Raw genomic sequence first — 13,344 nt, 5'->3', positions numbered from 1 at the left:
CGCCACAATGATGTGTGCAGGCGCCTAGGCATTGTGTTCTCCCAACACAATCCGCCCACTGGAACAGGCCGCCGTGTCATTGCGGTAGGCAAAGTACAACTTGCCGCGCTCACGATCGAAGCGCAGGTGCAGGTGGATTTCATCGCCGGGTCGCACCAATTGCTGGAACTTGAGCACTTCCATGCCGACGAAGCGTGGCGGCAGGTCCATGAGTTGACAGCCCAGGTTCATGGCCCAGTCCACTTGCACCACGCCGGGCAAGACCGGCGCCGTGGGAAAGTGGCCGCTGAAATAGGCAAGGTCGGGCGGCACCGTCAGGCGCAGGTTCCATTCGCCGTCGGTTTCAATCTGTTCAAGCACCTCGGGGGTTTTCGGACGCGGCGCCATCAGCACGGCTTCGACTTCGGCCTGGGGCAGCTTGCCTTGTGCGTTCAACGGCAGTTGCCGCAGCCAGCGCCAGCGTCGGGGCAGGGCCAAGGTTTCACAATGCCCGCTCAGGTGTTGGCGCAGGGCTTGGGTCACGGCCCTCCGACCCAGGTTGCGCAAGGCGAGCAGGCCGGTTTCGCTGAGCACCAGCAGGGCACCGAGGGAGGCACGATTTTCCTGCACGACGCCTAGCCGGGCTTCGCTGACCCATTCGTGGGCCGTCAGCGCCTGTTCCAGCATCGGCAGTGAGATGCGTTTTTCTTCAAGCTTGACGATGCGATCCAAGCGACCGAGCAATTCAAAACGCCCGTCTGCGGCGATCCGCACCGCGTCGGCGGTAGGTTCCACATGACCGGTTGGCAGATAAGGCGAGGCAATCAGCAAGGCGCCGTCGCTGTCCTGGCTCAGCTCGACGTCGGCGAAGGGTTGCCACAAGTCGCCGCCCTGGCGCCAAGCGATGCCGCCGGTTTCCGAGCTGCCGAAAATTTCCGTCGGCCATTGTCCCAGGCGCTGTTCGAGGCTCTGCGCCGCCTCTGTCGGCAAGGCACCGCCGGAGGAAAACACCCGGCGCACACTGCTCAGGGCCGGCCAGTCGAGATTGTCGCCCATGCGCTTGAGCAACGCGGGGCTGGCGACCCAGGCGAACGCCGGATGCTCGCGACTGGCGCGCTGCATGTCTTCCGGGAAGGGCAGTTGACGACGAACAAAAGGGCGTCCGGCGCACAGCGGCCAAAGGACCCGGAACAACAACCCGTAGATGTGTTGGGCGGCGACACTGCCGATCACGCAGGCCGGACCAAGGTCCGCACCCCATAGCCGTTCCAGTGCCTGGACTTCATTACTCAGCTGACGCAGGGTTTTCTCGATGCGCTTGGGCTCGCCGCTGGAACCGGAAGTGCACAGGCTCAGCCAGCACTGATCGAGGTCCAGTCCGGCCGCTTCCAGGGGAGCCTGTCGGAGGTCACCCGCCTGGGTGTCGCCGGGCAGGTCGGTCAGCCACAGATCGACGTCAGCGGAGCAGCGCTGGCGCGTCTGCGCCTGCAGGTCGGCGGGCAACAGCACGCGCACCCCGGCGCGCCAGGCCGCGAACAGGGCGGTCGCCAGGTCGGCGGCATCTTCGAGGTGCACCGCGATATGCCGCACGCCCCGGGCCTGCAGGCCGGCGGCCAGGCACAGCGCGTCATCGCGCAGTTGTGCGTGATTCAGCGCCGGTTCCACGGCTACAGCGCGGTCCGGCAGGGCCTCGAGCAACATCTGCTCAAGTGTTATCCAATTCATGGGCGGCCTCTTACCCGTTGTCGTATGAGCCATTCAATGGCAAACATCAGCCCCATCAATCCGTAGGAAATCAGGCCGGTGTACAACATCCACCAGCTCAGCGGCGCCCAGAGGGTCAGGGCGGCGGCGAGCAAACCGTTACACAGGAAAAACACACACCAGGCCACCGTGACCTGGCGGGTATACACCACTGCCTTGGCCGGCAACTGCGGTTCGCGCAGGCGAGCCAGGCGTTCGACCATCGGCGGGCCATATTTCAGGCTCAGGGTGAACAGACCCAGCATGAACACACTGATCAACACCGGATACCAGCGCAGCAGGAGCGGGCTGTCGAACACTGCAAGCAATAGGCAAAAAATGATCGCCGTGACCGCCATCCAGCGACTGCCGGTCCCGCCCTTGCCGAGCAGTGCCCGGGCCAGCCACAGGCCGCCCAGTAGCAGCCCGAATTGCCATGGCGCGAAGTGCTCCATGCCAAAATACACCGCAAAGGGGTACAGCAGGCCCACCAGCAGCAGGCCAAGGCCAATCAGCCGGCTCATGCGGCCGGTTGGACCAGTCGATAGACCGCCTCGACGACATCATTGACGGTGCGCACCGACTTGAATTCTTCGGCGGCGATTTTCTTGCCGGTCTGGCGCTTGATGTGGTCGATCAGGTCCACCGCATCAATGCTGTCGATTTCCAGGTCCTGGTACAGGTTCGATTCCAGCGTTACACGCTCAGGGTCCAGTTCGAAGAGCTCGACCAGCGCATCGCGCAGGGTGTTGAAAATATCGTCACGAGTTTGCATGGTCGGTCTCAGGCGCTTTTTGCAGTGACGAAGGCCGCAAGGCTTGCCACGTTGCTGAAATGGTTACGGGTGTCCTTGGCATCGGCGTCGATCTTGATGCCATATTTTTTCTGGATCGCCAGGCCAAGCTCCAGGGCATCCACTGAGTCCAGGCCAAGACCTTCGCCGAACAGGGTCTGATCGTCGCCGATGTCGTCGATACCGATGTCCTCCAGGCCGAGGGCGTCGATGATCAGCTGTTTGATGTCACGGTGCAGATCGCTCATCTTCGGCGAGCTCCTTGATGAAATAGTGATGCAGAAAATCGTTGAGCCGGCGTGAAGCCTGCGGTGCAGGGCCCAGCGCGGCGAAAGCCTGTGGGTCTATATCGGCCCCAACATGAAAACTGAAGTGCACGCGGCGATGGGGGATGCGATACCAGGGTTCGGCCTTGGTCAGCGTGGTGGGGCTGACCTTGATCGTGACCGGCGTCAGGACCTTCGCCCCTCGCAGGGCAATGGCCGCGGCGCCTCGATGAAAGGCCGGCGCATGGCCTGGCTGGGTGCGCGTGCCCTCGGGAAAGACAATCAGGCATTGGCCGTCCCGCAGGGCGTCGCTGGCGGCGTCGAGCATGTCCATGCTGCCGTCATTGCTGATGTATTGGGTCGAGCGCAGCGGGCCACGGGTGAAAGGGTTGTCCCACAGGCTTTGCTTGACCACGCAGTTGGCGTCGCGAACCAACCCGATCAGGAAGACCACGTCGATCAACGACGGATGATTGGCGATGATCATTTGCCCCGGGCGGCCGAGTTTCTCCGCGCCGTCGATCTGGTAGGTGAGCACACCGGTACGGGCCATGAACCGGATAAAGAACCAGAACAAGCGCCCAACCGTGCGGCGAGCCCGCTGGCGACGGGGCTGTGGATCGGCGGGCAACGCGTTGAGCAGGGGAAACACCAGCAACCGCAGGCACAGCCCGCCCAACCCGAAGAGGGCGAAGCTTGCAGCGGTCGCGAACAGGCGCCAGTAGTAGGCGTCGCGATGTTTACCGGTCACCGGTTGCGTTGCCAGGTCCATAGACGATTCTTCCAGGCATGTTGGCAGGTGGTGTCGTTGCTCAGCAGCGTACGCAATAGATCCAGGGCGTGGGGCCAGTCGCTGCCGGCCATTGGTGCTGGTGCGCTGGACAGGTCCAGTTGCCAGTCGTCACCGCAAGTCAGCAACAGTCCCACCGCATAGGGAAACGGTACGTCGTCGACCCAGGGGGCATAGACCTGGGGTGGTTGTTCTTCGGTGATGACCAGCAGCACCGCTGGCGCACCTTCATTCAATAGCGCGACGGCTTCCAGCATGCCGTGCTCCAGGCCGTCACCCGTGGCTGCCAGGGCGGTCATCTCGCTGGTTTCGCCGCGCATGATCGACCACAGGCCGATGACCGCATTGTGCACCGACAAGCTGAATTGGGTCGGAGACAAGGGCTGGTCGGCGGCCAGGTCCTTGAGAATCTCAAAAGTGCGCGGGGTTTCGCCGTGACGGGAAATAAAGACCAACGGTAGGTCCGGTCGCCCCTCGGCCAGTGGCCAGGCGACACTGAACGCCATGCGCGCCAGGCGGCTCAGGCGTCGGCGCTGCATGGCGGGCAGGAACGACACGTCAGGGGCCGCGTCGCTGGCGGACAGCACGACCGGTTGTCGGCTCCATGCCTGCCAATCGTCCACGCTTTCGAGCCCAGGGGCCCACGCGCGCCATTGGGCGATATTGAAATTGATCACAAACTCATCCCACCCCTGCGGGCTTTTATTGTCACGGTTCAGTGGTTTGACCCGCGTCCAACCCTGCATGGCCTTGCGACCCAAGTGGCGCGCATTATCCCGGTGCGGTTGGCTTGTAGCAAATACTGGTTACATTTTGTCCGGGTCAATCCGTCGGTTGGTCAGGCCCGGCTCCGGCACGCACATTGTCGTGATTGTGACGATTGTGTCTGTCAGTTCCTTCCGGTAATCACCGGGGAATTGACGCTTGGTTGTCGGAAAAAGCCACCAACGCAGTAATCCACCCGTGTCGAAGGTAGCGAAGCGGTGTCTTGGGCTACTACACTCGGTCATCTTTGATACACGGAGGTTTTGACATGCGGCGTGTGGTGTTCAATCAGAAGGGTGGCGTGGGCAAGTCCAGCATCGCCTGCAATCTTGCAGCCGTGAGCGCCAGCGAGGGTTATCGCACGCTATTGATTGACCTGGACGCCCAGGCCAACTCCACGCAGTACCTGACCGGCCTGACGGGTGACGACATTCCGATGGGCATCGCCGACTTTTTCAAGCAGACCCTTTCATCCGGCCCCTTCTCGAAAAAGAACAAGGTCGATATCTACGAAACGCCTTTCGACAACCTGCACGTCATCACCGCCACGGCAGAACTGACGGACCTTCAGCCCAAGCTCGAGGCAAAACACAAGATCAACAAGCTGCGCAAGCTGCTTGAAGAACTGGACGAGGATTACGACCGGATTTACCTGGATACGCCGCCTGCGTTGAATTTCTACGCGGTTTCGGCGTTGATCGCGGCTGATCGCGTACTGATTCCCTTCGACTGCGACAGTTTTTCCCGCCAGGCGCTGTATGGCCTGATGGCGGAAATCGAAGAACTCAAGGACGACCATAACGAAGCGTTGGAGGTGGAGGGGATCGTGGTCAATCAATTCCAGGCCCGCGCCAGCCTGCCGCAACAGATTCTCGATGAGCTGATCGCCGAAGGCCTGCCGGTGTTGCCGGTCTACCTGAGCAGTTCGGTGCGCATGCGTGAATCGCACCAGGCGAGCCTGCCACTGATCCACCTGGACCCGCGGCATAAACTGACCCAGCAGTTCGTGGAGTTGCATAGCCTGCTGGAAAACGCCTGATTGGGATCCACTCTGAAGATTCACTGTGGGAGCGAGCTTGCTCGCGATAGCGGCCTGCCAGTCGATGCAGTATTGACTGATATACCGCTATCGCGAGCAAGCTCGCTCCCACACAGGATTCCAAACACACCTGAGTGCTTTGTTTCAAATCCCCTGGCTGCGCAGCCAACTCATCAACTGCGGCAACGGAAACGCCCCGCTCTGGCGCGCAATCTCCCGGCCATCCTTGAACAGGATCAAGCTGGGTATCGAGCGAATCCCCAATTGTGCCGACAATTGCTGATTGGCCTCGCTGTCGAGCTTGGCCAGCCGGCATTTGCCGGCCAGTTGCGCGGCGGCCTGTTCGAACACCGGCGCGAAGGATTTGCACGGCCCGCACCAGTCCGCCCAGACGTCCACCAGCAACGGCAGGTCGCCCTTGATCTGGCTGGCGTAGTCGCCTTGCTTGAGTTCGAAGGGTGTGCCCAACAGCACTTGCGCCTTGCAGCGGCCGCATTTGGGCTGGTCGCCCAGGCGTTCGGCGGGGATACGGTTGAGTCCGTTGCAGTGGGGGCAGGGGATCAGCATCGGGTCGTCTCCTGAAAATCGGTTACACAGATTGCACACTATATAGAAACCGCCACAAAACCTTGTGGGAGCGAGCTCGCTCCCACAGGGGTATTGGTGTTGCTGGTTATTTGCCGTTGGTCAGCGTGTTGTAGCTGGTCATCAAGTTGCGGTAGTCCGGGATGTGGTTGGAGAACAGGGTCGCCAGGCCTTCCACGTCGTTGCGCCAGTCGCGGTGCAGTTCGCAGGCCAGGCCGAACCAGGTCATCAGCTGTGCACCCGACGAGGACATACGGTCCCAGGCCGATTGACGGGTCAGTTCGTTGAACGTACCGGAGGCATCGGTGACCACGAACACTTCGAAACCTTCGGCCAGGGCCGACAGTGCCGGGAAGGCGACGCAGACTTCAGTCACGACGCCGGCGATGATCAGTTGTTTCTTGCCGGTGGCCTTGATCGCCTTGACGAAATCTTCGTTGTCCCAAGCGTTGATCTGACCCGGGCGAGCGATGTACGGAGCGTCCGGGAACAAGGTCTTGAGTTCTGGCATCAGCGGGCCGTTGGGGCCGGTTTCGAAGCTGGTGGTGAGGATGGTCGGCAGTTGGAAGTACTTCGCCAGGTCAGCCAGGGCCAGCACGTTGTTCTTGAAACGGTCCGGGTCGATGTCGCGTACCAGCGACAGCAGGCCAGCCTGGTGATCCACCAGCAGAACGGCGGCGTTATCTTTGTCGAGACGGTTGTAGGAAGTAGTCATGGCGTAGCCCTCATTAAGTTTTGGTTGCCGAAGGTTTCGGCGTGGTTAAGTTTTTTAATGCCGGTGCAGCGATTGATCGGTGACTCATCTGGCCGAAGCGCCGGTTTCAATCCGTGTTGCGTTTCGATGTGTGTAGATTAAAACTGGCACCTTTGATGCGCTAGACTGCGAAAATCAGCCTTAGCGTTCTATTTGGAGAACGACCATCGAAGACCTCAACACGCTGTACTACTTCACCCAAGTGGTTGAGCACCGTGGGTTCGCCGCGGCCGGTCGCGCGCTGGACATGCCGAAATCAAAGCTCAGCCGGCGTATCGCCCAGTTGGAAGAGAGGCTCGGGGTGCGCCTGCTTCATCGCACCAGCCGCCACTGCACGTTGACCGAGATTGGCCAGGCCTATTACCAGCGCTGCCTGGCGATGCGAGTCGAGGCCGAGAGTGCCGCCGAGGTGATCGAGCGCAACCGCTCAGAACCCCAGGGGCTGGTGCGCATCAGTTGTCCGACGGCACTGCTCAACAGTTGGGTCGGGCCGATGCTGACTCGCTACATGCTCAAGTACCCGCGGGTGGAGCTGTTCATCGAGAGCACCAACCGTCGGGTGGACCTGATCCATGAAGGGTTTGATATCGCCTTGCGGGTGCGCTTTCCGCCGCTGGAAAACACCGACATGGTCATGAAAGTGCTGAGCAACAGCACCCAGTGCCTGGTGGGCAGCCCGGCGTTCCTGGATCAGTTGTCTTCACCGGCCTCCCCGGCGGACCTCAACGGCCTGCCAAGCGTGCACTGGGGCGGGGCGCAGCGTGAATATCAGTGGGAATTGTTCGGCCCGGACGGCACCCGCGCCTTGATCCGCCATGAGCCGCGCATGGTCACTGATGACCTGCTCGCGCTGCGGCATGCGGTGCTGGCAGGCATTGGCGTCGCCCATTTGCCCAGTGTGGTGGTGCGCGAGGACATTGCTGCCGGACGGCTGGTGGAGCTGGTACCGGGCTGGACGCCGAAGTGCGGCATTGTCCATGCGATCTTTGCTTCACGGCGCGGGTTGCTGCCGTCGGTGCGCACGCTGATTGATTTCCTGGCCGAGGAATTCAGCCACAGTGATATGGCATAGGGCGGTGAAGATTGGTTTATCGGATTGCCATTCATCAGATGCGCCGCACTGTAGGCGCGCGGCGCCCTCAAAAGTCATACCTGTTCACAACCAGGAGGTCCCATGAGCAACCCTCAAGACCCAACCACCCCCCAGGCACTGGACAACCCCAATGACGACGGCTTTGTCCTCGGCACCGCCGGCCGCGACGAAGACCCCAACGCGGCCCCGGCCTATGCCACCGACAGTCGCCACGACCGGGACGAACTGACCCCGGAAGACGCTCGCGGCATGCCCGGTTATCCGGAGGAGAAGCCGCCGAAAGAGCCGGCTGGCGAAGAAGCGGAATCAGGGATCGAGACGCCCGAACAGGGGAACGATAAGGTCGGGTGAGCAGGCTGTAATGAATTGAAGATCGCCATCGCGAGCAAGCTCGCTCCCACATGGATGGCTGTGTGACCGCGATATTTGCGACAACAGCCCACCCATGTGGGAGATTGCTCGCGATGACTCTCGTCCAGACATCCTGAATCCGTGGCGAGGGAGCTTGCTCCCGCTCGGCGGCGAAGCCGTCGTAAAACCGGTAGACGCGGTTTACCCGGAAGAACGCGTTGGCCCATTTGGGGCTGCTGCGCAGCCCAGCGGGAGCAAGCTCCCTCGCCACAGGGTTATGTGTTTGGTGGGAGCTCTGTTTTAGCCTGGGCCTGCATTACGACGAGCAACTGATCTCCAGATGCTTGCCCCACTCCGGCGGGCGCTCGGCGTAGCTGTCCATGCCCGGTTGTTCTTCGAACGGGTTGCTCAGCACGGCGTGCAGGCGGCAGACTTCTTCGTAGTCGCCGGACTCGGCGGCGTCGATGGCTTTCTGTGCCAGGTAGTTGCGCAGCACGTACAGCGGGTTGACGGCGTGCATGCGGGCGCGGCGCTGGTCCTGATCAACGGGGCCTTCGCGGTTGACCCGGGCAACGTAAAGCTCGGCCCAGGCGTCGAAGCCCTTGAGGTCGACGAAGTCATCGCGCAAGGTGCCGACGGCTCGTTCCGGCGATTGTTCACCCAGCCGGCGGAAGAACAGGTTGTAGTCGACGCCGCTGTTCTGCATCAATTGCAGCAGGCGCTCCAGCAGTTTCTGGTCATCCTCTTCGGCGACGGTCAGGCCGAGGCGGCGGCGCATCAAGTCCAGGTAATGAACCTGGTACAGCGGCAAGTACAACCCGAGGGTCTCGCGCAGGGCGTCAACGCTGATGAAAGGCGTCAGGGCCTGGGCCAAGGCGCTGAGGTTCCACTGGCCGATGGGTACCTGGTTGCTGAACGAATAGCGGCCCTGGTCATCGGAGTGGTTGCAGATGAAGTTGGCGTCGAAATCGTCGAGGAAGGCGAACGGTCCGAAGTCGAAGGTGATGCCCAGGATCGACATGTTGTCGGTGTTCATCACGCCGTGGCAGAAACCATAGGCCTGCCACTTGGCAATCAGCTCGGCGTTGCGCTCGACGATTTCACGGTACATCGCCAGGTACGGTTCCGGCTGCTCCCGGCATTCGGCGAAGTGCAGGTTCAGTACATGTTCGGCCAGGGTGGCCTGCAGCTCCGGCTTCTTGGTGTAGTAGAAATATTCGAAATGTCCGAAGCGCACATGGCTCGGCGCCAGGCGCAGCACCATGGCGGCGCGTTCCTGCTTTTCTCGCCACACCGGGGTGTCCGAGCCGATCACGCACAACGCACGCGTCGTAGGAATCCCCAGCGCGTGCAGGGCTTCGGAGGCGAGGAATTCGCGGATCGAGGAACGCAGCACCGCGCGTCCGTCGCCCATCCGGGAAAACGGCGTCTGGCCGGCGCCCTTGAGGTGCAGGTCCCAGTGCTCGCCGGCTTCGTTGTAGACCTCGCCCAGCAGCAACCCGCGGCCATCGCCCAGTTGCGGGTTGTAGTGACCGAATTGATGCCCCGAATACACCATCGCCCGCGGCTCGGTTTCGGCCCAGAGCTTGTGGCCGCCAAAGATCTCGGCAAACAGCGGTGCATCGGCTTCAGCGGGGTCGAGGTCCAGCAGCGCCATGGCCGCCGGGCTGGCGACCACCAGCCGTGGATTGTCGATGGGCTCGGGCAGCACATGGGCCGAGAAACCGTCGCCCAGGCGGGCGAAACGGTTATCGAAGGTCAGCGTTTCCAGCGTTTTCATGGCCGTCTCCGGCGGGACGCCCGCAGGCCCCCCCGTTATCAGTCGAGCGCATCCTGCGGCGGCTCGGGCACCGGCTTGATGCTGGCGACCGCCGAAGGCACGGGTGTGATGGTCTTTTTGTCGGGTTCGGCAGGCACCAGTTTGTATTCCTGGCCTTGCAGATTCTTCAGATAGATTTCCATCTGCCGGAAGGAGATGTTGATGTGCTCCTTCTTGAATTCCCGATTGATGAAACGGTTGATTTCGTCCAGCACCGGGTTGCGGTCACCGAGGTCGCGCACATGCATGCGCAGCTCATGGTCCAGGGTGCTTTCACCGAAGTTCAGGAAATACACGATCGGCTCCGGCTCCTTCAAGACGCGCGGATTGTCACGCGCGGCCTTGAGCAGCAGCTCGCGGACCCGGTCCAGGTCCGATCCGTAGTCCACGCCGAGTTTCAACGTAACCCGGGTGACGGTGTCGGTGAGCGACCAGTTGATCAATTGCCCGGTGATGAACGTCTTGTTCGGGACGATGATGTCCTTGCGGTCGAAGTCGGTGATGGTCGTCGCACGAATGCGGATCTTGCTCACCGTGCCCGACAGGTTGCCGATGGTGATGGTGTCGCCGATACGCACCGGACGCTCGAACAGGATCATGATGCCGGAGATGAAATTCGCGAAAATCTCCTGCATGCCGAAGCCCAGGCCCACCGACAGCGCGGCCACCAGCCATTGCAACTTGTCCCAGCTCACGCCGAGGGTGGACAGCGTGGTGACGAAACCGACGCCGGCGATCACGTAGGACAGCAGCGTGGTGGTGGCATAGGCACTGCCCTGGGCCAGGTTCAGCTTCGACAGCACGAACACTTCCAGCAGGCCCGGCAGGTTGCGCGCCAGGGCGAAGGTGATGCCGATGATGATCAGCGCGCCGAGCATGTCGCCGATGCTGATGGGCACCATGCTCATGTTGACGCCGGTGCCGCTGGTGTATTCGTAGAGGGTGATGTTGTCCAGGTACGAGAACACACTGATCAGGTCCGACCAGACCCAGTACAGGGCGGCCATGAAGCCGCCCAGCAAGGCAAGGCGGATCAGGCGCAGGGACTGTTCGTTGACCTTTTCGATGTCCAGGGTCGGTTCCTCGACCACCGCTTCGCCATCGCCGGCCTCCTTGGCCGCCTGGCGCTTGGCCAGGGCGCGCTGGTAGGCCAGGCGCCGTGCCGCAACCGATAGGCCGCGCACGAAGGTGGCCTCGATCACCAGCCAGAACATCAGCAAGTACAGCGTGTTGATCAAGCGATCGCTGAGTTTGAGCGCGGTGTAGTAGTAGCCGAAGCATACGGCGACGAACAACGCGATCGGCAACGCCGTGAACAGCACGCCGACGGCCTTGCGGAACAGCGAGGTGTTCTGGTGCGTCGGGCTGCTGAGCAGCAGTCGGCTGAGCAGCCAGGCCATCGAGGCGTAGCAGGTCAGCACCACCGGCATGCCGAGCACGTCATCGGCCAGGGCCGAGGGCTGCAATTCCGCCACCGCCACGACGGCTACCAAGGCCAGGACCACCAGCCCGAGTCGGCGGATCCAGCCCTGGAGGAATTCCACCTGGGGTTTTTCCCAGCGGAAATGCAGCTCGGCCACACCGCCCGGGGAGAGGATTCGATAGGCGGTGTAGAACACCAGCCAGGCCTGCCCGATCTGCAGCAGGGCCGCGCCGAGGTTGGTGTTCTGGCCGCGGGCGTCGATCTGCAAGGCGTAGCCGCACAAAGCCAGCGCCAGCGCCACCGGCATCGCCAGGAGGATATTGATCAGGATCGCCTGGGGCGTGTGCCACTGGCTGTCGCGCTTGAAGTGGCCGACATCCTGGTGAACCTTGTTCAGGCGCGCATACAGATTCTTGCGCCGCCACAGCAGCACGCCGATCAGCAGCACCAGGGGCAGGAACAGCAACGGCCGCTGGGTCAGGCCATCGGCCAATTCACTCAGGCTCGAGGCCCAGGGCAGCGAGTCGACCTGTTTTTCCAGGCGGGCCGGCACGCCACGCATCCATTCGAAATCCAGCGGTTTATTGCTGGGAATCCAGAACATCTGTTCTTCAAGGGTGGCCCGCAGGCTCTGGGCCGTGCTGAGCAATTGTTTCTGGTTGAGCTGCAACGTGATGGATTCGTTGAGCACCGCGCTCAATTCGCGGTTCAGGCGGTCCAGCAGGTCGACGCGGGTCAGGGCCAGTTCAAGCAAGGCCTTGCGCAGTTGCGCAGTGGCTTGCTCGGACGGTTGGGACGCCAGCAGGCTGTCGACGTAAGCCCCAGGGTTGTTCAGCAGCTCCCGTTGCTGGCTGACTTCGAACTGGTACAGGCGAATGTCGGCGATCTGGTCGGCCAGGTTCTGGTCGAGTTTCAGGCGCGGCAAGGTCTGGCGCTGCTTGTAGAGGATCTTGGAGAGCAGCAGGCTGCCCTTGAGCACGCTGATCTGCTCGTCCAGCGCGGCATCGGTCTGGGTGACGCTGTCCAACAACTGCTTGGTCTGCAGGTTCTGCTGGGTCACTTCGTTGAGCCGATCGGTGCTTTTGAGCAGGTAGTCGGAGAGTTTCAGGTTGTTCGTGCTTTCGGTCGCCAGCAGGCTGCTGCCGCCGGCCTTCTGCGCTTCGATGGATTGCTGCGTCACCGTTTCCTGGGACTGGGCCAGGCGCTTCTGGTTGATCAGGTTTTGCAGGTCCTGGATTTCCTGCTCCATGCGATCGATCTTTTCGCTCAGCAGGTCGTGCTGGCTGTTGCCCAGGTCTTGCAGCTGGCTGTTGCCGGCCAGTTCCTGGCGACGCAAGGGGATCAGCGCATTGAGTGCCGCCAGCTCAGCGTTGAGTTGGTCGCGCTGCTCGGCGCTCAAGGCTTTGCCTGCATCCCTGCCGCTCTTGAGGGTGGCGTTGATCTGCTGGATCCGGGTCTGGCTGCTGGCGATTTCCGCCTGGGCACGCTCGGGACGGGTCTGGGCGGTGATGACCAGGCTGTTGGCATCGGCCAGGGCTTTTTGCAGGTCGCTCTGCTGGGTGGAGCGCTCCGTCAGCATCTGTTCGAGCTGGGGAATCGGCAGGTTGGCGTAGCGCTGCGCCACCGGCACCGCATTAGAGCTCTTGAGCCGCGCCAGCTCGCGCTGGTTCTCGATGTTCTGCTTGGGTGCGTTGGCCAACTGTTGTTTGAGGGCAACCAGTTTCTGTTCGTAGTCGGCTTTGTTGCTGAGCTGGGCCAGGGTGTTCTGCAAGACGGCCTGCAGGGCTTTCTGGTCGGCCTCTGGCAATTTGCGATCGGCGATCTTGTCCAGGCTCGCCTGGACCGAAGCGCTGGTGGGCGGTTCAGCGGCGTGCACCGTGCAGATGGAAAGACTCAAGCCCAGCAGGGCGACGGCAAGAAAGGAGCGCAGGGTAGGCATAGAGA

13 protein-coding genes are annotated in these 13,344 nt (G+C 61.9%); 3 read left to right on the top strand and 10 right to left on the bottom strand.

Annotation, left to right across the window (positions count from 1 at the left end; genetic code table 11):
• Positions 1 to 24 precede the first annotated feature (24 nt).
• From M8Q45_RS22370 to M8Q45_RS22345, 6 genes are read right to left on the bottom strand one after another with little or no spacing between them, the layout of a single operon-like run.
• Positions 25 to 1,704 carry an ApeI family dehydratase gene (locus M8Q45_RS22370; RefSeq protein ID WP_249876430.1) on the bottom strand — a complete coding sequence of 560 codons (1,680 nt, stop codon included), beginning with the start codon at positions 1,702 to 1,704 and terminating at the stop codon, positions 25 to 27.
• Complete coding sequence (locus M8Q45_RS22365) at positions 1,701 to 2,246, bottom strand: COG4648 family protein (RefSeq protein WP_249876429.1); 546 nt, start codon at positions 2,244 to 2,246, stop codon at positions 1,701 to 1,703. The genes M8Q45_RS22370 and M8Q45_RS22365 overlap by 4 nt, the downstream gene beginning before the upstream one ends.
• Positions 2,243 to 2,497, bottom strand: a complete 255-nt coding sequence (locus M8Q45_RS22360) for an acyl carrier protein (protein WP_030140951.1) — start codon at positions 2,495 to 2,497, stop codon at positions 2,243 to 2,245. Before M8Q45_RS22360 ends, M8Q45_RS22365 begins: the two co-directional genes overlap by 4 nt.
• Before the next feature lie 8 nt (positions 2,498 to 2,505).
• On the bottom strand, positions 2,506 to 2,763 hold the full coding sequence (locus tag M8Q45_RS22355) for a phosphopantetheine-binding protein (RefSeq protein WP_030140950.1): 258 nt from the start codon (positions 2,761 to 2,763) through the stop codon (positions 2,506 to 2,508).
• Positions 2,744 to 3,553: a lysophospholipid acyltransferase family protein gene (locus tag M8Q45_RS22350; RefSeq protein WP_249876428.1), complete on the bottom strand. Its 810-nt coding sequence runs from the start codon at positions 3,551 to 3,553 to the stop codon at positions 2,744 to 2,746. The genes M8Q45_RS22355 and M8Q45_RS22350 overlap by 20 nt, the downstream gene beginning before the upstream one ends.
• Positions 3,529 to 4,248: a beta-ketoacyl synthase chain length factor gene (locus tag M8Q45_RS22345; RefSeq protein WP_249876427.1), complete on the bottom strand. Its 720-nt coding sequence runs from the start codon at positions 4,246 to 4,248 to the stop codon at positions 3,529 to 3,531. The genes M8Q45_RS22350 and M8Q45_RS22345 overlap by 25 nt, the downstream gene beginning before the upstream one ends.
• Positions 4,249 to 4,604: 356 nt before the next feature.
• Between M8Q45_RS22345 and M8Q45_RS22340 the strand changes: the two genes are divergently transcribed.
• On the top strand, positions 4,605 to 5,375 hold the full coding sequence (locus M8Q45_RS22340) for a ParA family protein (protein ID WP_181290888.1): 771 nt from the start codon (positions 4,605 to 4,607) through the stop codon (positions 5,373 to 5,375).
• A gap of 144 nt (positions 5,376 to 5,519) precedes the next feature.
• On the opposite strand, the gene trxC is transcribed toward M8Q45_RS22340, so the two are convergent.
• Positions 5,520 to 5,942, bottom strand: coding sequence for a thioredoxin TrxC (trxC, locus tag M8Q45_RS22335; protein WP_249876426.1), 423 nt, complete (start codon positions 5,940 to 5,942; stop codon positions 5,520 to 5,522).
• 106 nt (positions 5,943 to 6,048) lie between these two features.
• On the bottom strand, positions 6,049 to 6,675 hold the full coding sequence (ycaC, locus tag M8Q45_RS22330; RefSeq protein ID WP_030140945.1) for an isochorismate family cysteine hydrolase YcaC: 627 nt from the start codon (positions 6,673 to 6,675) through the stop codon (positions 6,049 to 6,051).
• 205 nt (positions 6,676 to 6,880) lie between these two features.
• Between ycaC and M8Q45_RS22325 the strand changes: the two genes are divergently transcribed.
• Positions 6,881 to 7,786: a LysR substrate-binding domain-containing protein gene (locus M8Q45_RS22325; protein WP_249877377.1), complete on the top strand. Its 906-nt coding sequence runs from the start codon at positions 6,881 to 6,883 to the stop codon at positions 7,784 to 7,786.
• Between the two features lie 102 nt (positions 7,787 to 7,888).
• Complete coding sequence (locus M8Q45_RS22320; RefSeq protein WP_249876425.1) at positions 7,889 to 8,158, top strand: hypothetical protein; 270 nt, start codon at positions 7,889 to 7,891, stop codon at positions 8,156 to 8,158.
• Between the two features lie 316 nt (positions 8,159 to 8,474).
• On the opposite strand, the gene selO is transcribed toward M8Q45_RS22320, so the two are convergent.
• The gene (gene selO, locus M8Q45_RS22315) at positions 8,475 to 9,938 is read right to left on the bottom strand and encodes a protein adenylyltransferase SelO (RefSeq protein WP_249876424.1); all 1,464 of its coding nucleotides are present in this window, start codon (positions 9,936 to 9,938) and stop codon (positions 8,475 to 8,477) included.
• Between the two features lie 38 nt (positions 9,939 to 9,976).
• Positions 9,977 to 13,339: a mechanosensitive channel MscK gene (gene mscK, locus M8Q45_RS22310; protein WP_249876423.1), complete on the bottom strand. Its 3,363-nt coding sequence runs from the start codon at positions 13,337 to 13,339 to the stop codon at positions 9,977 to 9,979.
• Between the last annotated feature and the right edge of the window lie 5 nt (positions 13,340 to 13,344).

It is taken from the genome of Pseudomonas sp. T1.Ur (genome assembly GCF_023516725.1).
GTDB lineage: Bacteria > Pseudomonadota > Gammaproteobacteria > Pseudomonadales > Pseudomonadaceae > Aquipseudomonas > Aquipseudomonas alvandae.
This window is presented reverse-complemented; position numbering and strand designations above follow the sequence as displayed.

Bases quoted from the DNA above. Each gene is read 5' to 3' on its own strand.
- M8Q45_RS22370 (WP_249876430.1), bottom strand. From the start codon at position 1,704: ATGAATTGGATAACACTTGAGCAGATGTTGCTCGAGGCCCTGCCGGAC.
- M8Q45_RS22365 (WP_249876429.1), bottom strand. From the start codon at position 2,246: ATGAGCCGGCTGATTGGCCTTGGCCTGCTGCTGGTGGGCCTGCTGTAC.
- M8Q45_RS22360 (WP_030140951.1), bottom strand. From the start codon at position 2,497: ATGCAAACTCGTGACGATATTTTCAACACCCTGCGCGATGCGCTGGTC.
- M8Q45_RS22355 (WP_030140950.1), bottom strand. From the start codon at position 2,763: ATGAGCGATCTGCACCGTGACATCAAACAGCTGATCATCGACGCCCTC.
- M8Q45_RS22350 (WP_249876428.1), bottom strand. From the start codon at position 3,553: ATGGACCTGGCAACGCAACCGGTGACCGGTAAACATCGCGACGCCTAC.
- M8Q45_RS22340 (WP_181290888.1), top strand. From the start codon at position 4,605: ATGCGGCGTGTGGTGTTCAATCAGAAGGGTGGCGTGGGCAAGTCCAGC.
- trxC (WP_249876426.1), bottom strand. From the start codon at position 5,942: ATGCTGATCCCCTGCCCCCACTGCAACGGACTCAACCGTATCCCCGCC.
- ycaC (WP_030140945.1), bottom strand. From the start codon at position 6,675: ATGACTACTTCCTACAACCGTCTCGACAAAGATAACGCCGCCGTTCTG.
- M8Q45_RS22320 (WP_249876425.1), top strand. From the start codon at position 7,889: ATGAGCAACCCTCAAGACCCAACCACCCCCCAGGCACTGGACAACCCC.
- selO (WP_249876424.1), bottom strand. From the start codon at position 9,938: ATGAAAACGCTGGAAACGCTGACCTTCGATAACCGTTTCGCCCGCCTG.
- mscK (WP_249876423.1), bottom strand. From the start codon at position 13,339: ATGCCTACCCTGCGCTCCTTTCTTGCCGTCGCCCTGCTGGGCTTGAGT.